Annotated in this window: 22 protein-coding genes; 8 read left to right on the forward strand and 14 right to left on the reverse strand. The window is 52.9% G+C overall.

The features are described 5' to 3' along the window. Positions 1-28: 28 nt before the first annotated feature. Positions 29-661, reverse strand: coding sequence for a hypothetical protein (locus tag HV237_RS22295; protein WP_001567369.1), 633 nt, complete (start codon positions 659-661; stop codon positions 29-31). Positions 662-1133: 472 nt separating this feature from the next. Between HV237_RS22295 and acs the strand changes: the two genes are divergently transcribed. The 3 genes from acs (at position 1134) to actP (ending at position 5289) form a co-directional block, all read left to right on the forward strand. After that, on the forward strand, positions 1134-3092 hold the full coding sequence (acs, locus tag HV237_RS22300; protein ID WP_016155371.1) for an acetate--CoA ligase: 1959 nt from the start codon (positions 1134-1136) through the stop codon (positions 3090-3092). 236 nt (positions 3093-3328) lie between these two features. Beyond that, a complete protein-coding gene (locus HV237_RS22305; protein WP_016155370.1) occupies positions 3329-3643 on the forward strand; it encodes a DUF485 domain-containing protein in 315 nt (104 codons plus the stop codon). Next, entirely contained in the window at positions 3640-5289 is a 1650-nt protein-coding gene (actP, locus tag HV237_RS22310; protein WP_016155369.1) for a cation/acetate symporter ActP, read from the forward strand. Before HV237_RS22305 ends, actP begins: the two co-directional genes overlap by 4 nt. Positions 5290-5331: 42 nt before the next feature. Here the strand turns inward: actP and HV237_RS22315 are convergent, their stop codons facing one another. Both HV237_RS22315 and HV237_RS22320 read right to left on the reverse strand, forming a co-directional pair. Continuing rightward, a complete protein-coding gene (locus tag HV237_RS22315; protein ID WP_016155368.1) occupies positions 5332-6021 on the reverse strand; it encodes an LrgB family protein in 690 nt (229 codons plus the stop codon). Next, complete coding sequence (locus HV237_RS22320) at positions 6014-6424, reverse strand: CidA/LrgA family protein (protein ID WP_016155367.1); 411 nt, start codon at positions 6422-6424, stop codon at positions 6014-6016. The genes HV237_RS22315 and HV237_RS22320 overlap by 8 nt, the downstream gene beginning before the upstream one ends. A gap of 101 nt (positions 6425-6525) precedes the next feature. Between HV237_RS22320 and HV237_RS22325 the strand changes: the two genes are divergently transcribed. Further along, complete coding sequence (locus tag HV237_RS22325) at positions 6526-7416, forward strand: LysR family transcriptional regulator (RefSeq protein ID WP_047357727.1); 891 nt, start codon at positions 6526-6528, stop codon at positions 7414-7416. 84 nt (positions 7417-7500) lie between these two features. Here HV237_RS22325 and HV237_RS22330 read toward each other — a convergent pair whose 3' ends face one another. The 3 genes from HV237_RS22330 to soxR all read right to left on the reverse strand — a co-directional run bounded on the left by HV237_RS22330 (position 7501) and on the right by soxR (position 11717). Beyond that, complete coding sequence (locus tag HV237_RS22330; protein WP_016155450.1) at positions 7501-9147, reverse strand: Na+/H+ antiporter; 1647 nt, start codon at positions 9145-9147, stop codon at positions 7501-7503. 157 nt (positions 9148-9304) lie between these two features. Further along, positions 9305-10654 (reverse strand): guanine/hypoxanthine transporter GhxP, encoded by a 1350-nt coding sequence (gene ghxP / locus HV237_RS22335; RefSeq protein WP_016155449.1) that lies wholly within the window; start codon positions 10652-10654, stop codon positions 9305-9307. A gap of 604 nt (positions 10655-11258) precedes the next feature. Next, positions 11259-11717: a redox-sensitive transcriptional activator SoxR gene (gene soxR / locus HV237_RS22340; RefSeq protein ID WP_016155363.1), complete on the reverse strand. Its 459-nt coding sequence runs from the start codon at positions 11715-11717 to the stop codon at positions 11259-11261. Between the two features lie 86 nt (positions 11718-11803). Here soxR and soxS point away from each other — a divergent pair, with 86 nt between their 5' ends. Further along, on the forward strand, positions 11804-12127 hold the full coding sequence (gene soxS / locus HV237_RS22345) for a superoxide response transcriptional regulator SoxS (RefSeq protein WP_016155362.1): 324 nt from the start codon (positions 11804-11806) through the stop codon (positions 12125-12127). Positions 12128-12129: 2 nt separating this feature from the next. On the opposite strand, the gene HV237_RS22350 is transcribed toward soxS, so the two are convergent. After that, entirely contained in the window at positions 12130-13716 is a 1587-nt protein-coding gene (locus HV237_RS22350) for an EAL domain-containing protein (protein WP_047357728.1), read from the reverse strand. Between the two features lie 551 nt (positions 13717-14267). Here HV237_RS22350 and HV237_RS22355 point away from each other — a divergent pair. Beyond that, on the forward strand, positions 14268-14549 hold the full coding sequence (locus HV237_RS22355; protein ID WP_016155360.1) for a YjcB family protein: 282 nt from the start codon (positions 14268-14270) through the stop codon (positions 14547-14549). Between the two features lie 66 nt (positions 14550-14615). Here HV237_RS22355 and ssb1 read toward each other — a convergent pair whose 3' ends face one another. Then, positions 14616-15143, reverse strand: a complete 528-nt coding sequence (ssb1, locus tag HV237_RS22360; protein ID WP_016155359.1) for a single-stranded DNA-binding protein SSB1 — start codon at positions 15141-15143, stop codon at positions 14616-14618. 251 nt (positions 15144-15394) lie between these two features. Here ssb1 and uvrA point away from each other — a divergent pair, with 251 nt between their 5' ends. After that, the gene (gene uvrA / locus HV237_RS22365; protein WP_047357729.1) at positions 15395-18217 is read left to right on the forward strand and encodes an excinuclease ABC subunit UvrA; all 2823 of its coding nucleotides are present in this window, start codon (positions 15395-15397) and stop codon (positions 18215-18217) included. Between the two features lie 86 nt (positions 18218-18303). On the opposite strand, the gene HV237_RS22370 is transcribed toward uvrA, so the two are convergent. The 5 genes from HV237_RS22370 to dnaB form a co-directional block, all read right to left on the reverse strand. Beyond that, positions 18304-18660, reverse strand: a complete 357-nt coding sequence (locus HV237_RS22370) for an MmcQ/YjbR family DNA-binding protein (RefSeq protein WP_016155357.1) — start codon at positions 18658-18660, stop codon at positions 18304-18306. Between the two features lie 126 nt (positions 18661-18786). Further along, complete coding sequence (aphA, locus tag HV237_RS22375; protein ID WP_003826615.1) at positions 18787-19500, reverse strand: acid phosphatase AphA; 714 nt, start codon at positions 19498-19500, stop codon at positions 18787-18789. 248 nt (positions 19501-19748) lie between these two features. After that, entirely contained in the window at positions 19749-20942 is a 1194-nt protein-coding gene (gene tyrB / locus HV237_RS22380; RefSeq protein WP_047357730.1) for an aromatic amino acid transaminase, read from the reverse strand. Between the two features lie 129 nt (positions 20943-21071). Next, a complete protein-coding gene (alr, locus tag HV237_RS22385) occupies positions 21072-22151 on the reverse strand; it encodes an alanine racemase (RefSeq protein ID WP_047357731.1) in 1080 nt (359 codons plus the stop codon). A 47-nt stretch (positions 22152-22198) separates the two neighbouring features. Continuing rightward, positions 22199-23614, reverse strand: coding sequence for a replicative DNA helicase (gene dnaB, locus HV237_RS22390; protein WP_003826610.1), 1416 nt, complete (start codon positions 23612-23614; stop codon positions 22199-22201). A 64-nt stretch (positions 23615-23678) separates the two neighbouring features. Here dnaB and HV237_RS22395 point away from each other — a divergent pair, with 64 nt between their 5' ends. Beyond that, entirely contained in the window at positions 23679-24662 is a 984-nt protein-coding gene (locus HV237_RS22395; RefSeq protein WP_016155445.1) for a quinone oxidoreductase, read from the forward strand. A gap of 232 nt (positions 24663-24894) precedes the next feature. Here HV237_RS22395 and pspG read toward each other — a convergent pair whose 3' ends face one another. Continuing rightward, the gene (pspG, locus tag HV237_RS22400) at positions 24895-25137 is read right to left on the reverse strand and encodes an envelope stress response protein PspG (RefSeq protein ID WP_016155352.1); all 243 of its coding nucleotides are present in this window, start codon (positions 25135-25137) and stop codon (positions 24895-24897) included. Between the last annotated feature and the right edge of the window lie 93 nt (positions 25138-25230).

Here is a 25230-nt window from a genome sequence, read left to right on the forward strand (position 1 = left end):
TGGTACTCACTGGCCGGACAGTGGTTGCTCACCAGTTGATATTGTCCGGCCAGACCCATGATGTATTATTCATTTCGTTCAGCATCTTTATGTCCTGCTTTTCACGGGCATACTTACCCCATAATGAATGAAAAGAACGAACAATACTGATTAACTGCTTTTTTCTTTGCTCCGGAGATAGGCTGATAAAATAGCAGCACCTGCTGTCAATATTATCCTCAATGAAATTAAAATCAGAGTCTGATGCATATTTTACTGTTAGCATAATATCATTCGACGTTGTTCTCTCAGACTCTGTTAATGCTGATTCTATCAGGTATTCAAAGGCATACATGACAGACAGCTGGTTTTTGTCTGTCTGAATATAACCCATTGAGTTTCTGAGTATTGAGGACTGTACCAGGACCAGAGGCCATAAAAGCTCAACACCATAAAGCTTATATGTATCATGTTGATCATACTGATGTTGCTCAACACGACGATTACCTTCCCGTGCTTTACGAATATCATAGGCAAGGGATAACATAAATCCGTCTTTAACTTTAATCAGTGGGCTTTCATCCACGATGTAATGAATGAGTTCATGTAATTCATTCAGGGCTTCTGAATCTCCCCACAGTATAAAACCTGCATTGTTCGGCGTTAACTCGTATCGAAGCATGGGCTCAATCATCCTGTTGTTTCAGTCGGAGGAAAGTCTATCAGTAAAGAGAATGAGAGATCAAAGTGGTCATTTTAATTGAGCTGGATAACGGACATTTCAATTGAGCCTTGACACTGTCATGACATTGCTCCACCCTATTTGTAACAAGAAACCACACTGAAAATGTTGTCTTTAATCAATTGTAAGTGTATGTAAAATACCACTTTAGAGTTATAAACCCCCTCTAACTCCTCACTCTTTTGTCTAATTCAGAGACAGATCACCTTTTCAATAATCCTTTAGATAACTACATGTTATCGCGAGATTTAATCAATTTTTGCTAGTTCCCTTCAAAATTAAGTTTGCCGCTAATTTGCACAATTCGTTTATTGCGTGATCTGCCGCGCAAATACTAAACAAAACTCTCAAAGCCCCTACATTTAACGTTTATGAGACATATTATTAACATCCTACAAGGAGAACAAAAGCCATGAGCCAAATACATAAACACGCTATTCCCGCAAACATTGCGGATCGTTGCCTGATAAACCCGGAGCAGTACGAAGAGAAATACCAGCAATCCGTTAACGAACCCGACACATTTTGGGGCGAGCAGGGAAAGATACTTGATTGGATCAAGCCGTACAGCCAGGTGAAGAACACCTCCTTCGCACCAGGCAACGTGTCGATTAAATGGTACGAAGACGGCACCCTGAACCTGGCCGCAAACTGCCTTGACCGTCATTTACAGGCAAATGGCGATCGCACCGCCATCATCTGGGAAGGCGATGACGCCACCCAAAGCAAAAACATTACTTATCGCGAACTGCATCGCGATGTTTGCCGTTTCGCCAATACGCTACTGGATTTAGGCATTAAAAAAGGCGACGTAGTGGCCATTTATATGCCGATGGTGCCGGAAGCGGCGGTTGCTATGCTGGCTTGCGCCCGCATTGGCGCGGTGCATTCAGTCATCTTCGGTGGTTTCTCACCAGAGGCCGTCGCCGGACGTATCATCGACTCCAATTCACGTCTGGTGATCACCGCCGACGAAGGCGTGCGCGCCGGCCGCGCTATCCCGCTGAAAAAGAACGTCGATGATGCGCTGAAAAATCCGAACGTCAAAACCGTGGAACATGTGGTCGTCCTCAAACGTACCGGTGGAAAAACGGAATGGCAGGAAGGCCGTGACCTGTGGTGGTCCGATCTTATCGAGAAAGCCAGCCCGGAACATCAGCCGGAAGAAATGAACGCGGAAGATCCGCTGTTTATCCTCTATACCTCCGGTTCAACCGGCAAGCCAAAAGGCGTACTGCATACCACCGGCGGATATCTGGTCTATGCCGCAACCACCTTTAAGTACGTGTTTGACTACCATCAGGGCGATATTTATTGGTGTACCGCTGACGTGGGTTGGGTAACCGGGCACAGCTACCTGCTGTATGGTCCGCTGGCCTGCGGCGCAACCACGCTGATGTTCGAAGGCGTGCCAAACTGGCCAACCCCGGCGCGTATGTCGCAGGTTGTGGACAAGCACCAGGTCAATATTCTGTATACCGCGCCGACCGCCATCCGCGCCCTGATGGCAGAAGGTGATAAAGCGATTGAAGGCACTGACCGCTCCTCGCTGCGTATCCTGGGTTCCGTTGGCGAGCCGATTAACCCGGAAGCATGGGAGTGGTACTGGAAGAAGATCGGCAACGAAAAATGCCCGGTCGTCGATACCTGGTGGCAGACCGAAACCGGTGGATTCATGATCACCCCGCTGCCGGGCGCCACCGAGCTGAAAGCGGGTTCCGCAACCCGTCCGTTCTTTGGCGTACAGCCTGCGATTGTCGATAACGAGGGTAATCCGCTGGAAGGCGCGACCGAAGGCAACCTGGTGATTACCGACTCGTGGCCGGGCCAGGCGAGAACGCTGTTTGGCGATCACGAACGCTTTGAGCAGACCTACTTTTCTACCTTCAAGAATATGTACTTCAGCGGCGACGGCGCGCGTCGTGACGAAGATGGCTATTACTGGATCACCGGTCGTGTGGACGATGTGCTGAACGTCTCTGGCCACCGTCTGGGAACGGCAGAAATCGAATCGGCACTGGTGTCGCATCCGAAGATCGCCGAGGCCGCGGTGGTGGGTATTCCGCATAATATTAAAGGCCAGGCGATCTACGCCTACGTCACGCTGAATCACGGCGAAGAGCCGTCACCTGAGCTGTACGCCGAGGTGCGCAACTGGGTACGTAAAGAAATTGGTCCGCTGGCAACGCCAGACGTGCTGCACTGGACCGACTCACTGCCGAAAACCCGCTCCGGCAAAATCATGCGCCGTATTCTGCGTAAAATCGCGGCGGGCGATACCAGCAATCTGGGCGATACCTCGACCCTCGCCGATCCTGGCGTGGTAGAGAAACTGCTCGAAGAGAAGCAGGCCATCGCGATGCCATCATAACCACAACCGTGAAATGCCCGATGGTGCGCGGCTTATCGGGCCTACAAATCCTACCCCTACCCCTCCCCTGACCGGGAGGGAAAATATAATAACCCACCCCAAAGGATTTCGCGTTGCAGGAAGGCGGCAAGCGAGCGCATCCCCAGGAGCATAGTTCACTATGTGACTGAGGTGGGCGAGTGCGGCCAACACACTTGCAACGTGAAAGACGAAGGGGGCCTCTGGAGAACTCTGTGATGAATGACTCTATTTATCAGCGGATAGAAGACAGTGCGCGTTTCAGGGAGTTAGTTGAAAAAAGGCAACGGTTTGCCACCATTCTGTCCATCATCATGCTGGCAGTTTACATCAGCTTTATTTTACTGATTGCCTTTGCGCCTGGCTGGCTGGGTACACCGCTACACGCGGGAACCAGCGTCACCCGGGGTATTCCGATTGGGGTCGGTGTGATCCTCATCTCCTTCATCCTGACCGGGATCTATATCTGGCGGGCAAACGGTGAATTCGACCGCCTGAACAATGCGGTTCTGCACGAGGTTAAAGCATCATGAAGAGAGTCCTGACGGCGCTTGCCGCCACGCTGCCCTTCGCCGCAAACGCGGCGGATGCTATTAGCGGTGCAGTCCAACGCCAGCCAACCAACTGGCAGGCGATTGTCATGTTCCTGATTTTCGTCATCTTTACGCTCGGTATTACTTACTGGGCGTCTAAGCGCGTACGTTCGCGTAATGACTACTACACCGCCGGCGGCAACATCACTGGTTTCCAGAACGGGCTGGCGATTGCGGGCGACTATATGTCGGCGGCATCGTTCCTCGGGATTTCCGCGCTGGTGTTTACCTCCGGTTATGACGGGCTGATCTATTCACTCGGCTTCCTGGTCGGCTGGCCAATTATCCTGTTCCTGATTGCTGAGCGTCTGCGTAACCTGGGTCGTTACACCTTTGCAGATGTTGCTTCTTATCGTCTGAAGCAAGGACCAATCCGTATTCTGTCGGCCTGTGGTTCTCTGGTGGTGGTCGCGCTGTATCTGATCGCCCAGATGGTGGGCGCAGGTAAGCTGATTGAGCTGCTGTTTGGTCTGAACTATCACATCGCCGTCGTACTGGTTGGCGTGCTGATGATGATGTACGTCCTGTTTGGCGGCATGCTGGCGACCACCTGGGTACAGATCATCAAAGCCGTTCTGCTGCTGTTCGGCGCCAGCTTTATGGCCTTTATGGTGATGAAGCACGTCGGCTTTAGCTTCAACAACCTGTTCACCGAAGCAATGGCGGTACACCCGAAAGGTTCAGCCATTATGAGCCCGGGCGGACTGGTAAAAGATCCGATCTCCGCCCTGTCGTTAGGTCTCGGCCTGATGTTTGGTACGGCAGGCTTGCCGCACATCCTGATGCGCTTCTTCACGGTCAGCGATGCCCGCGAAGCACGTAAGAGCGTGTTCTATGCCACCGGTTTTATGGGTTATTTCTACATCCTGACCTTTATCATCGGCTTTGGCGCGATCATGCTGGTGGGCGCTAACCCGGCGTATAAAGACGCTGCTGGCGCGCTGATCGGCGGTAACAACATGGCGGCGGTTCACCTGGCGAATGCAGTGGGCGGCAACCTGTTCCTGGGCTTCATCTCAGCCGTGGCGTTTGCCACCATCCTGGCGGTGGTTGCAGGCCTGACGCTGGCGGGCGCATCGGCCGTTTCTCACGACCTGTATGCCAACGTGTTCCGTAAAGGCGCAACCGAACGTGAAGAACTGAAGGTGTCGAAAATCACCGTACTGGTGCTGGGGGTGATTGCCATCCTGCTCGGCGTGCTGTTTGAGAACCAGAATATCGCCTTCATGGTAGGTCTGGCGTTTGCTATCGCAGCCAGCTGCAACTTCCCGATCATTCTGCTCTCCATGTACTGGTCAAGACTGACCACGCGTGGCGCGATGTTGGGCGGCTGGTTAGGTCTGCTGACGGCGGTGGTGCTGATGGTGCTTGGCCCGACGATTTGGGTCCAGATCCTTGGTCACGAAAAAGCCATTTTCCCGTATGAATATCCGGCGCTGTTCTCCATCAGCGTAGCGTTCCTTGGGATCTGGTTCTTCTCTGCTACCGATAACTCAGAAGAAGGTAATCGCGAACGCGAGCAGTTCCGTGCCCAGTTCATCCGTTCCCAGACCGGGTACGGCGTAGAACAAGGTCGCGCGCACTAACCACACCTACTCATCCCCGGTCTGAACGACCGGGGCATTTTTTCAGAACATCACCATCGCGACCAGCGGCGCTACCAGCACCATCACCACGCCGGAAAGCATCATCACCAGGCTGGCGACCACGCCCTCCTGCTGGCCGAGCTCATAAGAGCGCGCCGTGCCCGCACCATGCGAGGCTGCGCCAAATCCTGCGCCTTTCGCCATCCCCTCCCGAATAGAAAGCCGTAAAAACAGTACATCGCCAACCGCCATACCGAATACACCGGTCACTACCACGAACAATGCCACCAGGTCTGGTTGCCCGCCCAACGGCTCTGCTGCTGCCAGCGCAAACGGCGTGGTGACGGAGCGCACCGCCAGGCTACGCTGGATTTCATCAGGCAACATAAACAGACGCGCCAGCCACACGGAACTGGTAACGGCCACCAGCGTTGCCGTCACCACGCCCGCCGTCAGTGACATCCAGTGCCGCTTAATCACGGCAAGGTTGTCATAAACCGGAACGGCAAAGGCGATGGTCGCAGGGCCTAACAGCCACAGTAGCCAGTGCGATTCACCAATATAGTTTTGCCAGGAGATATGCCCAAAGACCAGCATCAGGACCAGCAGAGCCGGAGTGAACACTAACGGCATCAGCGGTAATTTACGAAAACGGCGATACAGGCGCTTGTTGGCAAAATAGATGCCCAGCGTAATCACCAGACACAGCACGCTTAGCTGGAAATTACTCACGGTTTAGCCTGCTCATTTCATAGCGATACACTTTATCCACGACCCACGCCGTTGCGCCAAGCACCATCAACGTACTTAGCGCAATGACGGCAAATATGCGCCAACCATCGACCAACAACAGCTGCGTATAGTTGACGACAGCCACCACCGCCGGAACAAAAAACAGCAACATTTCAGCCAGTAACCAGCGAGCGCCTGCGCGAATCCAGTTCAGCGGGATAACCCGGCAGACAATCAGCGCCAACATCAGCACCATCCCAACCAGGTTGGCAGGAAGCGGCAGATGCAGCCAGGAGACAAGATATTGAGCAAATACAAATAGACCTGCGTACAACAGAACCTGAACGGGGATCTGGAGTCGATGAATAACGGCAGGCGTCACGCGGCTTATCGCCACAGCCATGAGGGTATGTCCTTAAAAAATAGAGAGCGCCAGTATAGAGAGCCCCCGTCCAGGACTGAAATGAATTAAACTCATTGCAGGCATAGTCTTAAGGAATAATCATGGATATCAGAACGCTGCGCTATTTTGTTGAGGTGGTTCGTCAGCAGAGCTTTACCCGCGCAGCGGAGAAGCTTTTTGTCACCCAGCCCACCATCAGCAAGATGTTGAAGAACCTTGAAGACGAGCTTAACTGCACGCTGTTAATCCGCGACGGTCGGCGACTGCTGTTAACCGACACCGGACAGGTTGTTTTCGAACGCGGCCTGGCGATCCTCGCCGAGTTTCGCCAGCTCGAAGCAGAACTCAGCGACATTAATCACCTCAACAAGGGAGTGCTGCGCCTCGGCATCCCGCCCATGGTCGGTATGTTGATGGCCGGGCCTATCAGCCTGTTTCGCCAGCGCTATCCCGGCGTGGAGCTGAAGGTATCTGAATTTGGAGGCTTAACCGTCCAGCAGGCGGTGATGAATGGCGAGCTGGATGTCGCGATGACCGCGCTGCCGGTTGAAGAAGAGAGCGGCCTGGCGACCTTACCGCTTTTTAGCCATCCGCTCTGCGTGCTGGTCCCCCGCTCCGGTCAGTGGACAACGTGTGAATCCATTTCCCCCGAGGCGTTAGCGGAGCATCCCCTGCTTATCTATAACGAAGATTTCGCGTTGAGCCGTCAGTTGCTTGAGCTGTTTAACCAGCACAACGTCAAACCCCGCATCGCGGTACGCAGTGGGCAGTGGGATTTTCTGGCGGCGATGGTGCAAGCCGGAGTCGGGATCGCCATTTTACCGGAGCCGATTTGCCAGCGCTTGGATAAGCAGACGCTGCGCTGGATCCCTTTGGAGAGTGATTTACGCTGGCAGTTGGGCATGATTTGGCGCGAAGGTGTGTATCTGTCGCACAGCGCCCAGGCGTGGCTCAAATGCTGTGAAGGGTTCTGGCTAACGCAAGAGTCGTAACATGCCGGATGCGGCTTAACGCTTATCAGACCTACAATTGGATTCCGTAGGCCTGATAAGCATAGCGCCATCAGGCACAACCGTTTATTCGTTCTCGATCAACAGCGCTTCCAGCAAATCCAGATCGTGCAGCAGTTTTTGCAGCGTTTCATTGCTGATTTCCCGCGTGGCGCGCAGGTGATAAAGTTCCGCGCGCTCGGAACGCAGGGCCGCCAGACGGAAACGCCGCTCGAGGTTTTCTTCCTGCATTGAGCTTTCCACGTCGTTGCGTCCGTCGGCGCGTCGACGCAGGTTACCGATGACGCGTGAACTCACCTCGGTGAGCAACTGATTGTCGATGTTCTCTTCGGTGTCTGCGGCCAGACGCTCCTCCATTTTCTGGATGGCGACAATCGCCACTTCGGCCGTGGCAGCGCGGGCAATTCGTTCCTCTTTCTGCTGCTGCGAGTGGTCTGCCACTTCCAGGTGTTGCAGCAGAAGCGGCAGCATCACCACGCCAACAAACAGCGAGAACAGAATCACGCCCGCGGCAAGGAAGATCAGCTCATATCGCGCCGGGAAGCCGCTACCATCCGGTAACAGCAACGGAATAGAGAGCACACCGGCGAGAGTAATGGCCCCACGCACGCCCGCAAAGGAGGCGATCATGATTTCACGCGTCGTCCAGGAACCAAACTCCATCGGCTTTTTCTTCAGGAAGCGCAGGCTAAACTTCTTCATCGTCCACAGCCAGCCAAAACGTACCAGCATCAGCGCCACGTAAATCAGCACGATATCGGTAAACAGCATCCAGATTTCAACATTCGGATCGGCTTCTGCCGCCGCCAAAGAAGACTCCAGAATCCCCGGCAACTGCAGTCCTAACAGCAAGAAAACCATGCCGTTAAACACAAACTCCAGCATCGCCCAGGTGCTGTTAGCACGTAAACGCATCGCCAGCGGCGCCCGGCGCATTACCCCGGAACGGGTGATGGTCATCCCGGCTGCGACCGCCGCGAGGATGCCGGAAACACCGATGTGTTCCGCAATCAGGTAAGACGCAAACGGCAGCAGGAACAGCAGAACGATTTGCGTTGCCGGTTCATCACCACCCCAGCGGCTGAGAAAACGCAGGGAGCGCCCGTACAGCCAACTGACGACAAAACCGGCCAGGATACCGCCAATCGCTACCTTGAAGAATTCAAGCGTTGCGCCACCAACCGTAAACACCATCGTGCCCATCGCCACGGCGACGGCAAATTTCAGTGATACCAGACCGGAGGCGTCGTTCATCAACGCTTCGCCCTGCAGGATACCCATGATTTTCTTCGGTATGCGTCCCTCCCCCACTATGCCGGAAAGGGCCACGGCATCGGTTGGCGACAGGACAGCGGCCAGCGCAAAGGCCGGGATGAGAGGGATCCCCGGCACCAGCCAGTAAATCATAAAGCCAATCCCGACCACCGTGACCAGAACCAGCGCCAGCGCAAGGCCGAAGATCTCTCGCCCGTGCTCCAGAAACTCACGGGTTGGCGTCTTCCAGCCATCGGCGAAAAGCAGCGGCGGGATGAACAGAACCAGAAAAAGCTCAGGATCGAATTCCACATGCAAACCAAACGTCGGCCACGCCAGCAAGGCGCCGATGGCGATCTGCATAAGGGGTAAAGGGAGTTGGAATGGCAATACGCGAGTAAAAACCCCCGACAGCGAGACCACAAGGGTCATGATGAGTATGGTGAAAAAGATTTCCATGCGTTCCCTGTTTGCGATGTTTCTTATGATCAGTGATGAGAGGCGTCGTGCCTCAATTCTATCTACTTGAGAGTAACGCAAAAGACAACGAGAGTGTTGTGAAAATAAAAACGGGCGGCCAAAGCCACCCGTTTTCAGAATCTTCATCAAATGAGGATTAGATAGCCCAACCACCAGCGTAGAAGGCCACCAGCGCGATGGCGATGACCACTGTGCCGATGTTCAGTTTGCGCCATTCGCCAGAGACGATACGGCCAATCACCAGGGTAGCAAAGCCAATCATAATGCCGGTCACGATGTTACAGGTCAGCACGATAAATACGGCCGTTACCAGCCCCGCCATAGCGTCGACAAAGTCAGCAAAGTCGATTTTCGCTACGTTGCTCAACATCAGCAGGCCCACATACATCAGCGCAGGTGCCGTTGCATATACTGGTACAAGATAAGAGAGCGGAGACAGGAACAGGATCAGCAGGAATAGTACGCCAACGGTGATCGCCGTCAGGCCGGTTTTGCCGCCTGCCGCCGTACCCGCTGCGGATTCAATATAAACCGCCGCCGGTGCAGCGCCCACCAGGCCAGAGAACACGCTGCTCAGGGAGTCGGTGGTCAGCGCTTTGCCGCCGTCAATAATCTGTCCGTCTTTATCCAGCAGATTCGCCTGTCCGGCTACCGCACGGATGGTTCCGGTCGCATCGAAGACAGCGGTCATGACCAGCGCCAGCACGCTCGGCAGTACGATCGGGTTTAGTGCGCCCATAATATCCAGGCTACCGATCAGCGAGTTACCGTTTTCGTCGCTCAGAGACGGCATGGCAAAAATACCGGAGAAATGTACGGCCGGGTCGAAAATCAGACCCACTACGGAAATACCGATAATAGTCAGCAGGATGCCGCCCGGTACTTTCAGTTTTTCGAGGCCAATAATCACCGCCAGACCTACCAGCGACATAATCACCGGGAAGGTATCGAAATCGCCCAGCGCAACCGGCAGGCCGTCCAGCGGGTTTTTAATAACCAGACCCACGCCGTTTGCCGCAATCAGCAGCAGGAACAGGCCGATACCAATCCCCGTACCGTGCGCAACACCCTGCGGTAGATTGCGCAGGATCCAGCTACGAATACCGGTCGCGGAAATGATGGTAAACAGGACACCCATCAGGAACACCGCACCCAGCGCAACAGGCACGCTGATATGTTGTCCCAGTACCAGGCTGAACGCGGTAAACGCCGTCAAAGAAATGGCGCAACCAATCGCCAGCGGCAGGTTTGCCCACAGGCCCATCACAATAGAACCGACGCCCGCGACCAGACAGGTTGCCACAAATACAGCGGCAGGCGGGAATCCGGCTTTACCCAGCATCCCCGGAACCACGATAACGGAGTAGACCATGGCCAGGAACGTCGTTAATCCGGCAACGACTTCCTGACGAACGGTACTGCCGCGGAGCGAAATTTTAAACCAGGCGTCGAGTGAACCGCCGGTACGCGCTGAAGGCGTAGACATAGAAAACATCCCCTGAGAGTTTATTTTTTCGTCATTATGCGTGCTGGACAATCCACTGCCTGCTAAACGTTTTCTCCATGTGCCAGGTTTGCGTCAATAGGGGTGTCGCAAAAAAGCAAACGTTTAGCTCCGCGCATAAAAAACGGGTGGTAAAAAAAAGCAAACGATTATCCAGCGATCATACGCTGGTTTTCAACTGAACTTTGCCGCTTTTTACTCATTTCTTCTTATAACGCGCAATAAATAATCAGTCGATGCGCAAACGTTATCGTCAATGCGCAGTCTGGCAACAAAATTTGCGGAGTTATTACAACATCGGTGTGCCTTTTTCACGCAAACTTGCGCAAGAAAACCGGTGAAGATGCGGAAAATTTTTTGGCTAAAAAATCACCATTTCACTGGTAAATGGAGAGAGGTGGCTTACAATTACATTATCAACACAGACCGGAACCTCACCTAATGTGCTCGACTGAGGGGTGTTGATGTCGGGGGAAACCCTCCCGTGAACCAGCGGGATAGAGTGAAAGACAAAGACCGGAACCAAACTAAAGCGCCCTCTGTGGCGCTTTAGTTTTGTATCCGTCAATCCATCAGATATTTCACATCAATCATCTTCCAGCAGACGCGCCCCGGTCCCCTTCTCGCCAAGCTGATCGCCTGGGTTACGCAACGGGCAATCGCTGCGCGACAAACAACCGCAACCAATACACCCATCCAGTTCATCGCGTAGCGCCACTAAAGTATGAATGCGTCGATCCAGCTCTTCACGCCATTGCGAAGAGAGCTGCTTCCACTCTTTAGCACTGAGCGAATGTCCTTCAGGTAATACGCCGAGCGCGTCACCGATCGTTGCCAACGGGATCCCGATGCGTTGAGCAATCTTGATAATCGCCACATAACGCAACACATCACGTCTGTATCGGCGCTGATTGCCGCTGTTGCGCATACTGCTGATTAACCCTTTGCTTTCATAGAAATGCAGGGTTGATACCGCTACGCCGCTACGCTTTGCGACTTCACCTGGCGTAAGCAGCGCTTTTATTCGGGGTAATTTCTTTTCCATAAATCGCTTTACCTCAAGTTAACTTGAGGAATTATACTCACCCACAGACAAAACGACGAATCGAATACTGAAAAAGAGGCAGCCCTATGTCCCATCAGCAGATTATTCAGACCCTTATTGAATGGATTGACGACCATATCGATCAGCCGCTGAACATTGAGGCGGTGGCGAAAAAATCAGGTTACTCGAAGTGGTATTTACAGAGAATGTTCCGCACGGTGATGCGCCAGACGTTGGGTGACTATATCCGCCAGCGTCGACTCCTGCTGGCTGCTGTTGAACTGCGGACGACCGAGCGACCTATTTTCGATATCGCGATGGATCTTGGTTATGTATCACAACAAACCTTCTCACGCGTGTTTCGCCGCGAGTTTGATCGTACCCCCAGCGATTACCGCCACCGCCTGTAAGATTATTGCCCGCTCTGCGTCAGTATGGCGGGCGACCGTTGTATCCAGTGTATGAACTCCTGTGGCGGCAGCGCCTTCGCAAAATACCAGCCCTGACAATACTGTACGCCACGTTCGCGCAGCCACTCGATTTGCTCAACCGTCTCTACCCCTTCCGCAATCATCTTCAGGTGTAAGCTTTGCGCCATTTCGATGATATGTTCGGCAATCAGGTGACTGGTGCTGTTGGTGGACAACGTACTAATAAATGATTTGTCGATCTTCAGGATATCGATATTCAACGCGGATAAATTGTGTAGATTGGAATATCCCGTCCCAAAATCATCAAACGCCACTTCATAACCCGCCTGACGAAACGCCTGGATTACCGCGGTCATTTTATCTACATCAATAAACCCGCGCTCGGTCACCTCGACTTTAATTTGCTGGGCCGCCACAGAGTACTCACGGTTTTTGTCGGTAATCAGGGCAATAAGTCGGGATGAATGAAAGTCAGAAGCAGAGAGGTTTATCGAGATATAAAGCTGAGGATGCGCCGAAAGAAAATATCCCAAATCGTTGAATACCTCTTCAATCACGTAATCCGTGATCCGCTCAATCATTCCCTCTTTTTCAGCCAGCGGAATAAACTCGGTTGGGCTCATTACTTCACCATCACAGCCCGGCCAGCGCAGCAGAGCCTCAGCCCCTACGCACTGGCCGTTTTCGATATCAATGATCGGCTGGTAGTGCAGACACAGTTGACGTTTTTTGATTGCGCGTTTTAACAAGCGGCGGGGAGATAAGTATTCCTGACGCGTGCGCCACCACATTAACAGCATCAGGATGCTGCAGATAATCCCGAAAGGAATCGTTAACGCAGCCTCATGATAGAAAATCGAATGTATGCGTTTATCCGAGGTCGACACAATAATCGCAATCGGGCGTTTTTCTGAATGCACTTTGGTGTAGAAGCGATCGTCCAACTGGAAGGTTGAGGCTTCACCGTGCACCAACGGCAATAACTGCGCAATAGGCGCCCCTTCGCTGGCAGAGAAAAAAGTACCCGTTACCGTGTCATACACGCCCCAGGACAGGTCCGGGTCATCTGACATAACTTCGCTGTAAGATAATGGGTTGATGACAACAACGTAGTTTCCACGTTGCATATACGTCATTCTGTAGCCAGCGAAAAAGGGGGTATCGCGATAGTAATAGATGGAGATGTCCGGCGTACGTTTATAGTCGGCGGTCGGCATAATATAGGCGACTGGCGGCGCCATCGACGTAGAGCACAAAAAATGATCGCCCTGCGCATAAATTAGCTCGCTGATATATAAACGACCACGAATAATATCTAGCATATTTTTCTGATGTGCCGGGGTACACATCTTACCTTGATACAACAGGGCCATATCTCGCGCTAAATCGGCTTGTTGGATCACCAATTCAGTTTTATTTAACACCAGTTGCGCAAAAGAGCGAAGTTGATTACGGGTTTCGGACATTGCCCGGATTTGAGCAAACCATAACGCCAGCACCACGGGGAGCAATACCACCATGAATGTTCCGAGGAACTTCAGTATCTTGCGTCGCGCACTGTGATTCATGTCAGCCCTGTTTCCCTGTTTCGTATATGCCAGAACCCATTAAGGCAAGATGCTATAAACACCGACTGATTAAGTTGCATGAATCTATCAGTATTAGCAACAGACTTCTCTATGTAAAAGTCTGATAATAGTTGATGATGATATTATTTTTCCGTAAGGCAAACTTAAAGTTATGCTTATTTCATAACGTTATTATCCCCAAGGAGTAATTTTTTATAAGCACTATCCTGGCTTTATTTAAGAAATTCATTAGATTTTTTTAACGATGAATTTAGGATAAATAAAACAGGCAACAAAAATGCATCTTTAAGATTGATTATTTAGTATCGTTGCTTGCTTGAATATACCCACATATTTAACATGGTTATCGTCCTGCAAAAAATACGCCCAACACTGGTGAACAAACGAGCATATGTGATATAGTTCACAAAAATCATGTAACAGAAACGATGTTTCATTCATGTTATTGCCCGTCGATAGCCAGAGTACTACACCCTCGGTGAACACCCCCGCGCTGTCCTGGGCATCCAGACTTTCTGAGGACGTTTTTCATGGCAACGATAACAACTGGCGTGGTTCTTCTGCGGTGGCAATTACTCAGTGCAGTGCTGATGTTTTTAGCCAGTACGCTTAATATCCGTTTTCGTAAATCAGATTATATTGGCCTGGCCGTCATTAGCAGCGGTTTAGGGCTGGTTTTTGCCTGCTGGTTTGCGACCGGATTACTCGGCATAACCCTGGTGGATATGTCCGCAATCTGGAAGAACATTGAAACCGTAATGGTTGAAGTGATGAGTCATACACCGCCAGACTGGCCGATGGTGTTGAACTGATAACAGAATTGCATATGGCTACCCCAGTTCTGAGGTAGCCATAATTTTCAGCGAAAAGCAGAAGGATTAGAACGGAATATCGTCGTCGAAATCCATCGGCGGCTCATTAGACGGCGCTGCCGGAGCCGACTGCTGCTGCGGGCGAGACTGCGCGCCGCCGCTGAACTGATTGCCACCTTGCGGCTGCTGAGGCTGACCCCAACCACCCTGCTGCTGGCCGCCACCTGCCGGAGCACCACCACCCTGACGACCGCCCAGCATTTGCATGGTGCCGCCAACGTTAACCACAACTTCAGTGGTGTACTTTTCTACGCCGGATTGATCGGTCCATTTGCGGGTACGCAGCTGACCTTCGATATAGACCTGGGAACCTTTACGCAGATATTCGCTGGCAACTTCCGCCAGTTTGCCGAACAGCACCACACGGTGCCATTCAGTCTGCTCTTTCATTTCGCCGGTCGCTTTATCACGCCAGGATTCGGAAGTAGCCAGCGTAATGTTGGCAACTGCGCCACCATTCGGCATATAGCGTACTTCCGGGTCCTGGCCCAGATTACCGACGAGAATCACCTTGTTTACGCCTCTGCTGGCCATGATCGTGTCTCCTGAAAAACGTTACTGAATAAGTGTAAGCGCGGGATTGTAGCATTTCCAATAGCGCTTTTACTACGTTGCGAGATCGATTCCAGTAAACAACCCCAGACAGACATTGTTGCACAGGCATCTGCGTTTTGCATTCCAATACTGTATATCCATTCAGGTCAGGTTGTGTCATAATTAACCGTTTGTGATCGCCGGTAGCACCATGCAGCCAGGCAAAAAAGCGTTTAATCCGGGAAAGATGAATGGATAAGATCGAAGTTCGGGGCGCCCGCACCCATAATCTCAAAAACATCAACCTCGTCATCCCGCGCGACAAGCTGATTGTCGTCACCGGGCTTTCGGGCTCAGGCAAATCTTCGCTCGCTTTCGACACCTTGTATGCCGAAGGGCAGCGTCGTTACGTTGAATCCCTTTCCGCGTACGCGCGTCAGTTTCTGTCGCTGATGGAAAAGCCGGATGTCGACCACATTGAGGGGCTGTCTCCCGCCATCTCAATTGAACAAAAATCGACATCCCACAACCCGCGATCCACGGTAGGTACGATTACCGAAATTCACGACTATCTGCGTCTGCTGTTTGCCCGCGTTGGCGAACCGCGCTGCCCGGATCACGACGTTCCCCTGGCGGCCCAGACCGTTAGCCAGATGGTGGACAACGTTCTGTCGCAGCCGGAAGGCAAACGTCTGATGCTGCTGGCGCCGGTGATTAAAGAGCGTAAAGGCGAGCATACTAAAACGCTGGAAAACCTGGCAGGCCAGGGCTATATCCGCGCCCGTATCGACGGTGAAGTGTGCGACCTTTCCGATCCGCCCAAGCTTGAACTGCAAAAGAAACACACTATTGAAGTGGTGATTGACCGCTTTAAAGTCCGCGACGATCTCACCCAGCGACTGGCAGAATCCTTTGAAACCGCGCTGGAACTGTCCGGTGGTACGGCGGTGGTCGCCGATATGGACGATCCGAAAGCGGAAGAGTTGCTGTTCTCCGCCAACTTCGCCTGCCCGATCTGCGGCTACAGCATGCGGGAGCTGGAACCACGTCTGTTCTCGTTCAATAACCCAGCGGGTGCATGCCCGACCTGTGACGGTCTCGGCGTACAGCAGTATTTCGATCCTGACCGGGTGATCCAAAATCCGGAACTGTCGCTGGCCGGTGGTGCTATCCGCGGCTGGGATCGCCGTAACTTCTATTACTTCCAGATGCTTAAGTCACTGGCGGAACACTATAAATTCGACGTTGAAGCCCCATGGGCCAGCCTGAACCCTGCCGTGCATAAAGTGGTGCTGTACGGTTCCGGTAAAGAGAATATCGAATTTAAATACATGAACGATCGCGGCGATACGTCCGTACGCCGCCATCCGTTCGAAGGCGTATTGCACAATATGGAGCGCCGTTATAAAGAGACGGAATCCAGCGCGGTACGTGAAGAATTAGCCAAGTTCATTAGCAACCGACCGTGCGCCAGCTGTGAGGGGACGCGTTTACGCCGGGAAGCCCGCCACGTATTTGTCGAAAATACGCCGCTGCCCGCGATTTCCGACATGAGCATCGGTCACGCCATGGATTTCTTCAACAACCTGAAGCTTGCGGGTCAGCGAGCGAAGATTGCAGAGAAAATTCTCAAAGAGATTGGCGATCGTCTGAAGTTCCTGGTCAACGTCGGCCTCAACTATCTGACGCTGTCGCGTTCAGCAGAAACGCTCTCCGGCGGCGAAGCCCAGCGTATTCGTCTGGCAAGCCAGATCGGCGCAGGTTTGGTCGGCGTAATGTACGTGTTGGATGAACCGTCTATCGGTCTGCATCAGCGCGATAACGAGCGTCTGTTGGGTACGCTTATCCACCTGCGTAATCTGGGCAATACCGTCATTGTGGTTGAGCACGATGAAGACGCGATTCGCGCCGCTGACCACGTTATCGACATCGGCCCCGGCGCGGGTGTTCACGGCGGCCAGGTGGTTGCCGAAGGTACGCTAAAAGATATCATGGCCGTGCCTGAGTCGCTGACCGGCCAGTACATGAGCGGTAAGCGCAAGATTGAAGTGCCGAAACAGCGCGTGGCGGCAGACCCGGAAAAAGTATTGAAGCTGACCGGCGCGCGCGGTAACAACCTGAAAGATGTCACGCTGACGCTGCCGGTTGGTTTATTTACCTGCATTACCGGTGTTTCCGGTTCGGGTAAATCGACGCTAATTAACGACACGCTGTTCCCGATTGCGCAGACGGCGCTGAACGGCGCCACGCTGGCTGAACCCGCGCCATATCGTGATGTTCAGGGTCTGGAACATTTCGACAAAGTGATCGACATTGACCAAAGCCCGATTGGCCGTACGCCGCGCTCTAACCCGGCAACCTACACCGGCGTGTTTACGCCAGTGCGCGAACTGTTTGCCGGTGTGCCGGAGTCGCGTGCGCGCGGTTATACTCCGGGTCGTTTCAGCTTTAACGTCCGCGGCGGACGCTGTGAAGCTTGTCAGGGCGACGGCGTGATCAAAGTCGAAATGCACTTCCTGCCGGATATCTACGTGCCGTGCGATCAGTGTAAAGGCAAGCGCTATAACCGCGAAACTCTGGAGATTAAATACAAGGGCAAGACTATCCACGAAGTGCTGGATATGACGATTGAAGAAGCGCGTGAGTTCTTCGATGCCGTTCCGGCGCTGGCGCGTAAGCTGCAAACGCTGATGGACGTGGGTCTGACGTACATTCGACTGGGTCAGTCCGCCACCACGCTCTCGGGCGGTGAAGCGCAGCGCGTGAAGCTGGCGCGTGAACTGTCCAAACGCGGTACCGGTCAAACGCTGTATATTCTCGATGAACCGACCACCGGTCTGCATTTTGCGGATATTCAGCAACTGCTGGACGTGCTGCATCAGCTCCGGGATCAGGGCAACACCATCGTAGTGATTGAGCACAATCTGGACGTGATAAAAACCGCTGACTGGATTGTCGATCTCGGTCCGGAAGGCGGCAGCGGCGGCGGGGAAATTCTGGTTTCAGGCTCACCAGAAACGGTCGCTGAGTGTGAAGCCTCACACACGGCCCGTTTCCTCAAACCACTGTTGTAATCATGCCGATGGCGCTACGCTTATCAGGCCTACAAAATATGCTTGTAGGCCGGATAAGGCGCTGGCGCCTCATTGCGGAAAACAGATCAGGACTGCGCCAGTATCCGGCGTTTATCTTCCGGCAGCGTGTTTACGGCCTGCTGATAAGAGGCGTCTACCAGGTAGTAGATTTGCGAATCCGGCAGCGAGCCGTCCAGATACACCGTACTCCAGTGCGCCTTATTGAGATGCCGGCTTGGCCGTACATCGCTATGCTGCTGACGTAACAACTCTGCCAGTTCCGGGCTGGTTTTCAGTGACACCGCCGGGCGTTCTTCCACCTCTTTTACCATGGCAAAAAGCACATCTTCGACTTTGATTTGTGTGGCCTTCCAGTCACTGTGTACGCTCTGCTCGGCGCCCATTTTTGCCATGCAGTATTGCAGCAACTCCGAATTCGTCATCTTAATTCCCCTTACCAGCATATTGCCTAATGAGAACATCTTTTATTCAGTGTGCAGCAAGTCCGCAAAAGGTAAAAGCAGGTAACGCAAATTTGTTTAAAAAAACAACAACCGCAAGCAACGTCCTCAATACTCCGAGTTGACGATCACCTCTTCACCAAACGCGCCGGCCTGTGGCAACGGTTTATAAGTGGAGTTAGAAGCGCGTAAAATACGAATGCCGCGAATACCCACGTCTCGGGCGGCGGTAATGTCATTATCAGAGTCGCCGTAGAACATACGGATATTTTTATCCTGCAGCCACTGCGTTTTCGTATTCTGGCCCGGCTTATCACCGGCAAAAATGACCGGGTTCATATTGCCGGCCGGGATGTGAAAGTTATCGGACAGCGTTTTCGACACCGTTTCGGTCTTCGTCTGGCTACGCCCGGTTACGAAAAAGATGCTGTCGCCGCGACGCACGTGCATATCAATCAACTGACGCGCCACTTCTTTCGGAATGCTGAATTCGTCCCAGCCATTGTTCATTTTTTCCCAGAAGGCCGGATTTTTCAGGTAATCCTCACTGTCCGGAGAATACGTTTTTTTACCGCGCCAGAAGCCTGGGCTGGAAAAGAGGACGGTGTCATCGATATCAAACCCGACGGCCATCGGCGGGCGTCCGGTCAGGCTGTTTTCAATTTGTGCCACGGAGACCCAGTGAATGGGTGCCTGCTCAGCGAGTTTTGCAACGTTGGTGCCTGGATTAAGCTGAGAGGGAGAAGAAACTAACGCCTGGGCCGGCTGATTTAGCGTGAACAATAAACAAACGGCACTCAGTGCCAACGTAAACTTGCGCATATTTTTCCCTAAGTAGTCAGTTAGTTATCATTTTTTATTAACAACTGGTCAAAAAACTATCTGACCTTACCCCTTAGGGGGAGGGAAAGGAAGGATTTTCTCTGGTTTTGTCCTGGAAAAAGAGCATGATCACATTGGAAAACAGACCAATAGCACGGTGAAAGAAAGTAGGCCGGATAAGGTGATTACACCGCCATCCGGCAATACAATGCCTGATGGCGCGACGCTTATCAGGCCTAAAAACCCGGTTACATGACGGCAGCAAATGCCTTCGCCACGCGTTGCACGTTACCGTGATTCAACCCGGCCACGCACATACGACCACTGGCTATCAGGTACACACCGAACTCATCGCGCAGGCGATCGACCTGAGCAGCGCTGAGTCCGGTATAGCTGAACATCCCGCGCTGTTGCAGCAGGTAATCAAAGTTACGACCAGGGATCTCCGCATTCAATACGTTAACCAGCGCCTGGCGCATCGCCAGAATACGGGTACGCATCTCTTCGACTTCCGCCAGCCAGCTGGCTTTCAGCGCGTCATCACCCAACACTGCGGCCACAACCTGCGCACCAAAGTTTGGCGGGCTGGAATAGTTACGACGCACCGTCGCTTTTAGCTGCCCCAGAACGCGGCTGGCGGCATCAGCGTCTTCACAGACCACTGAAAGTCCGCCGACACGCTCGCCGTACAAAGAGAAAATCTTCGAGAATGAATTGCTGACCAGTGCAGGCAATCCGGCGCTGGCAATGGCGCGGATCGCATAGGCATCGTCTTCCATTCCACCGCCGAAACCCTGGTAAGCAATATCCAGGAACGGGATCAGATCGCGAGCTTTCAGGATCTCAATGACACCATCCCACTGCGCGGGGGTTAAATCCGCACCCGTCGGGTTATGGCAGCATGGATGCAACAGTACGATGCTGCGCGCCGGTAAGGTGTTCAGCGTGGCCAGCAGGTCGTTGACACGCACGCCATTGGTGGTGTCGTCATACCAGGGGTAAGTACTTACTTCGAATCCAGCACCTTCAAAAATCGCGATGTGGTTTTCCCAGGTCGGATCGCTGACCCACACGCCAGAATCAGGGAAATAGCGTTTCAGGAAGTCTGCGCCAACCTTTAGCGCACCGGAGCCGCCCAGCGTCTGAATCGTTGCGACGCGCTGCTGCTGGAGAACCGGATGATCTGCGCCAAACAACAGCGGCGCAATAGTATGACGATAAGTGTTCAGGCCTTCCATCGGCAGATACAGCGAAGCGCCATGCGGTTTGGCATTCAGTCGGGCTTCCGCTTCTGCCACCGCTTTAAGCTGAGGAATAATGCCGTCTTCGTTGTAGTACAGACCGATGCTGAGGTTCACTTTGTCGCTACGTGAATCTTCTTTGAAACGCTCCATGAGCGATAAAATCGGGTCGCCGGCGTAGGCGTCAACTTTTTGAAACACGTGTGGTTCTCCAGGTTTACAGGCAGGGGTTAAGAACACAATAAACCGGAAGCGGGAGAAGATCGAGAGGATGTTGAGAGGAATATTGCCGGATGGCGGCGTAACCGCCTTATCCGGCACATCATGAACTTAATCGATATACTTCATTGCCACCCTTGAGGTCAGGCGCGTGATAAGTTCGTAAGCACTTACTTTCGTCATTTCAGCAATGCGTTCAACGGGCAGACCTTCACCCCACAGGATAACCGAATCGCCGGCTTTATCCTGCGCCTCGGGACCTAAATCGACACAAATCATATCCATCGCGACGCGACCGACGATCGGCACTTCACGGCCATTGACCAGTACCGGTGTCCCAGACGGCGCTGCGCGCGGATAACCATCACCATAGCCCATCGCCACCACGCCAAGACGCGTGTCGCGCTCGCTCAGCCAGGTTCCACCATAGCCAACCGGCTCGCCCGCTTTGTGTTCACGCACCGCAATCAGGCTGGAAGTGAGCGACATCACCGGCTGGCAGCCAAAATCGGCACCGATAGAGTGGTTTTCCAACGGCGATACGCCATACAGAATCAGCCCCGGACGCGCCCAGTCGAAGTGAGACTGCGGCCACAGCAGAATACCACCCGACGCGGCGATCGAACGCTGACCCGGTTTACCTGCGCAAAAGCTATTGAAGATATCGAGCTGCTTTTCGGTCGCACCGCACTCAGGCTCGTCCGCGCGCGCAAAGTGGCTGACGATATTGACCGGCTGGCGCACGTTTTCACATTGCGTCAAGCGCTGATAAAACGCCTGGGCCTGCTCAGGACGCACGCCCAGGCGGTGCATTCCCGTGTCGAGCTTCATCCAGACGGTGACCGGTTCAGCCAGTACCGCGGCTTCCAGAGCTTCAAGCTGCTCCTGGTTGTGGACGGCAGTATGCAGACGCTGCGCGGAGATAGTCGGCAGATCGGAAGCATCAAAAAATCCTTCCAGCAGCAGGATGGGCTGCGTGATCCCTCCCGCTCGCAACCGCAGGGCTTCTTCAAGACGAGCGACACCAAAAGCGTCCGCATCGGGGAGCGTTCGCGCGGTCTCTAACAGACCATGGCCGTAAGCGTTCGCTTTCACGACCGCAACCAGTTTACTGGCTGGAGCCAGTTCACGCAGACGTTGCAGGTTGTGTCGCAGAGCGCGGCGGTTAATGACTACAGTTGCCGCTTGCATTTGTATTCCTTGATAAGTATTTGCTTGAGTAACCTGATTCAGTGTTGTTATTCGTCGTCGTACTGCGGGCCAGCATAGTTATCGAAGCGCGACCACTGACCGTTAAACGTCAGGCGCACCGTACCGATCGGGCCGTTACGCTGTTTACCGATAATGATCTCGGCGATGCCTTTCAAGTCGCTGTTTTCGTGATAAACCTCATCACGATAGATAAACATGATTAAGTCGGCATCCTGCTCGATGGAGCCGGACTCACGCAGATCCGAGTTGACCGGACGCTTATCGGCGCGTTGTTCCAGAGAGCGGTTAAGCTGCGACAGCGCCACCACCGGCACATGCAGTTCTTTCGCTAACGCTTTCAGCGAGCGGGAAATTTCAGCAATTTCCAGCGTACGATTGTCGGAGAGCGACGGCACGCGCATCAGCTGCAGGTAGTCGATCATGATAAGTCCGATACCACCGTGTTCGCGGGCGATACGACGGGCACGTGAGCGCACTTCCGTTGGCGTCAGGCCGGAGGAGTCATCAATATAGATGTTTCGTTTCTCCAGCAAAATACCCATTGTTCCGGAAATTCGCGCCCAGTCTTCATCATCCAGTTGACCGGTACGGATTTTGGTTTGGTCTACACGTGAGAGTGAGGCCAGGGAACGCATCATGATCTGTTCTGAGGGCATTTCAAGACTAAAGATAAGAACCGGCTTATCTTGCAACATCGCCGCATTTTCGACGAGGTTCATTGCAAATGTCGTTTTACCCATCGACGGACGCGCGGCGACGATAATTAAGTCTGACGGCTGCAAACCAGCAGTCTTTTTATTGAGGTCGTCATAACCGGTGTTGACCCCGGTGACACCATCGTGGGGCTGCTGGAACAGCTGTTCGATACGCGCGACGGTAGCGTCGAGCACATCGGTAATATTTTTCGGACCTTCGTCTTTATTGGCGCGACTTTCAGCAATTTTAAAGACGCGGGATTCCGCGAGGTCCAGCAGATCTTCACTGGAACGGCCTTGCGGATCAAACCCGGCTTCCGCGATCTCGTTCGCCACCGAAATCATGTCACGAACAACGGCACGTTCGCGGACAATATCCGCATAGGCACTAATGTTCGCCGCACTTGGCGTATTTTTAGACAACTCAGCCAGGTAAGCAAAACCGCCGACGCTGTCCAGTTGCCCCTGAACTTCCAGCGATTCTGCAAGCGTGATCAGATCGATGGGTTTTCCCATCTCCTGCAGGCGATGCATTTCGGTGAAGATGTGCCGGTGCGGTCGGGTATAAAAATCTTCCGCCACCACACGCTCAGCCACATCGTCCCAGCGCTCGTTATCCAGCATTAAACCGCCCAACACCGACTGTTCCGCTTCAATCGAGTGCGGCGGTACTTTCAGCCCGGCGACCTGGGGATCGCGCTCACGAGCATCAGTCTGTTGTTTGTTGAAGGGTTTATTTCCTGCCATAGTGAATGGAGTTACCGAGATAATGATTGGGTCGAAAGATTACCACATTTCTTTTGGAGGAAGCATGGCAACACGTATTGAATTTCACAAGCATGGTGGCCCTGATGTACTCAAGGCTGTGGAGTTTACGCCTGTAGACCCGGCGGAAAATGAAATCCAGGTCGAGAACAAAGCGATTGGGATCAACTATATCGACACCTATATCCGCAGTGGTCTTTATCCACCGCCTTCTCTGCCCAGCGGTCTGGGTACCGAAGCCGCAGGCGTGGTCAGTAAAGTCGGTAGCAAAGTGACGCACATTAAAGCCGGCGATCGCGTGGTTTACGCTCAGTCTCCCCTGGGCGCCTACAGCTCAGTGCATAACGTCCCGGCTGATAAAACCGCTATTTTGCCCAACGCTATCTCGTTTGAACAAGCTGCAGCCTCATTTCTTAAAGGGCTCACCGTTTTTTATCTGTTGCGTAAGACCTATGAAATTCAGCCCGATGAACCATTTTTATTCCATGCGGCAGCAGGCGGCGTCGGTATGATTGCCTGCCAGTGGGCAAAAGCATTGGGTGCGAAGCTGATTGGCACCGTCGGTAATGCGCAAAAAGCGCAAATTGCGCTGCAGGCCGGCGCATGGCAGGTCATTAACTATCGTGAAGAGAGCATTGTAGAACGTGTAAAAGAGATCACTGGCGGTAAAAAAGTGCGGGTGGTGTATGACTCGGTGGGGAAAGATACCTGGGAAGCCTCACTGGATTGCCTGCAGCGCCGGGGGCTCATGGTCAGCTTTGGTAATGCTTCCGGACCGGTGACTGGCGTTAACTTAGGCATTCTGAATCAGAAAGGTTCGCTGTACGTGACTCGCCCTTCACTCCAGGGTTACATCACCAACCACCATGAATTAACCGAAGCCAGCAATGAGCTTTTCTCGCTGATTGCCAGCGGAGTGATCAAAGTGGATGTCGCACCGGGCCAGACGTTCGCACTGCACGACGCGCAGCGTGCTCATGAAGTGCTGGAAAGCCGGGCCACACAGGGGTCGAGTTTGCTGATCCCGTAACGCCCTCATTTCCGTTAAATAATTCAAGCCGCCAACAAACCTGCGGTTTGAATTATGAAGGGGGAAGAAAGAATTAGGGCTTCCCGTAGGAAGCCCTTTCTTTTTTTAGTTCGGCTGTATGTAGGGTACAGCTCGATGAATTCGTTAACCTGGCAATAGTGACAGATTTGATAATCAATTCCTATTTGCTTCTAAAGGCAATGTTGCAGGTTGTGACACACCGCTCAATACCTTAGTAAAATCGGCGGTTATTGCGCTGATACTGTGGGACTTTTGGCGCTTTTATCGCCTTGATAACCCACACCACGGCAACGGCCAATAACAGCCAGGGCAACAGTTTAATCATCAACGCAAATAGTCCGCCCAAAAACATCACCACAGTGGCTACCACCAATGCGGCCAGCACTCCCAGCAAAGATACGCCGGTGACCATCAGCATGATAAAAAATCCAATCACAAAAAGTAGTTCCAGCATGGCTCTCTCCCGAAATGAAATACTCTCCACAGCTTTACAAGAAACATGCCAAAATTAATATATTGATTTATAAAGCAAACGCCCCGCGACGAA

The sequence above is a fragment of the Citrobacter sp. RHBSTW-00570 genome, from assembly GCF_013739755.1.
Lineage (GTDB): Bacteria > Pseudomonadota > Gammaproteobacteria > Enterobacterales > Enterobacteriaceae > Citrobacter > Citrobacter braakii.

What these genes read in the sequence shown, in the direction of transcription:
- HV237_RS22295 (WP_001567369.1), bottom strand. Translation starts at nt 661, where the DNA reads ATGCTTCGATACGAGTTAACGCCGAACAATGCAGGTTTTATACTGTGG.
- acs (WP_016155371.1), top strand. Translation starts at nt 1,134, where the DNA reads ATGAGCCAAATACATAAACACGCTATTCCCGCAAACATTGCGGATCGT.
- HV237_RS22305 (WP_016155370.1), top strand. Translation starts at nt 3,329, where the DNA reads ATGAATGACTCTATTTATCAGCGGATAGAAGACAGTGCGCGTTTCAGG.
- actP (WP_016155369.1), top strand. Translation starts at nt 3,640, where the DNA reads ATGAAGAGAGTCCTGACGGCGCTTGCCGCCACGCTGCCCTTCGCCGCA.
- HV237_RS22320 (WP_016155367.1), bottom strand. Translation starts at nt 6,424, where the DNA reads ATGGCTGTGGCGATAAGCCGCGTGACGCCTGCCGTTATTCATCGACTC.
- HV237_RS22325 (WP_047357727.1), top strand. Translation starts at nt 6,526, where the DNA reads ATGGATATCAGAACGCTGCGCTATTTTGTTGAGGTGGTTCGTCAGCAG.
- HV237_RS22330 (WP_016155450.1), bottom strand. Translation starts at nt 9,147, where the DNA reads ATGGAAATCTTTTTCACCATACTCATCATGACCCTTGTGGTCTCGCTG.
- ghxP (WP_016155449.1), bottom strand. Translation starts at nt 10,654, where the DNA reads ATGTCTACGCCTTCAGCGCGTACCGGCGGTTCACTCGACGCCTGGTTT.
- soxR (WP_016155363.1), bottom strand. Translation starts at nt 11,717, where the DNA reads ATGGAAAAGAAATTACCCCGAATAAAAGCGCTGCTTACGCCAGGTGAA.
- soxS (WP_016155362.1), top strand. Translation starts at nt 11,804, where the DNA reads ATGTCCCATCAGCAGATTATTCAGACCCTTATTGAATGGATTGACGAC.
- HV237_RS22350 (WP_047357728.1), bottom strand. Translation starts at nt 13,716, where the DNA reads ATGAATCACAGTGCGCGACGCAAGATACTGAAGTTCCTCGGAACATTC.
- HV237_RS22355 (WP_016155360.1), top strand. Translation starts at nt 14,268, where the DNA reads ATGGCAACGATAACAACTGGCGTGGTTCTTCTGCGGTGGCAATTACTC.
- ssb1 (WP_016155359.1), bottom strand. Translation starts at nt 15,143, where the DNA reads ATGGCCAGCAGAGGCGTAAACAAGGTGATTCTCGTCGGTAATCTGGGC.
- uvrA (WP_047357729.1), top strand. Translation starts at nt 15,395, where the DNA reads ATGGATAAGATCGAAGTTCGGGGCGCCCGCACCCATAATCTCAAAAAC.
- HV237_RS22370 (WP_016155357.1), bottom strand. Translation starts at nt 18,660, where the DNA reads ATGACGAATTCGGAGTTGCTGCAATACTGCATGGCAAAAATGGGCGCC.
- aphA (WP_003826615.1), bottom strand. Translation starts at nt 19,500, where the DNA reads ATGCGCAAGTTTACGTTGGCACTGAGTGCCGTTTGTTTATTGTTCACG.
- alr (WP_047357731.1), bottom strand. Translation starts at nt 22,151, where the DNA reads ATGCAAGCGGCAACTGTAGTCATTAACCGCCGCGCTCTGCGACACAAC.
- dnaB (WP_003826610.1), bottom strand. Translation starts at nt 23,614, where the DNA reads ATGGCAGGAAATAAACCCTTCAACAAACAACAGACTGATGCTCGTGAG.
- HV237_RS22395 (WP_016155445.1), top strand. Translation starts at nt 23,679, where the DNA reads ATGGCAACACGTATTGAATTTCACAAGCATGGTGGCCCTGATGTACTC.
- pspG (WP_016155352.1), bottom strand. Translation starts at nt 25,137, where the DNA reads ATGCTGGAACTACTTTTTGTGATTGGATTTTTTATCATGCTGATGGTC.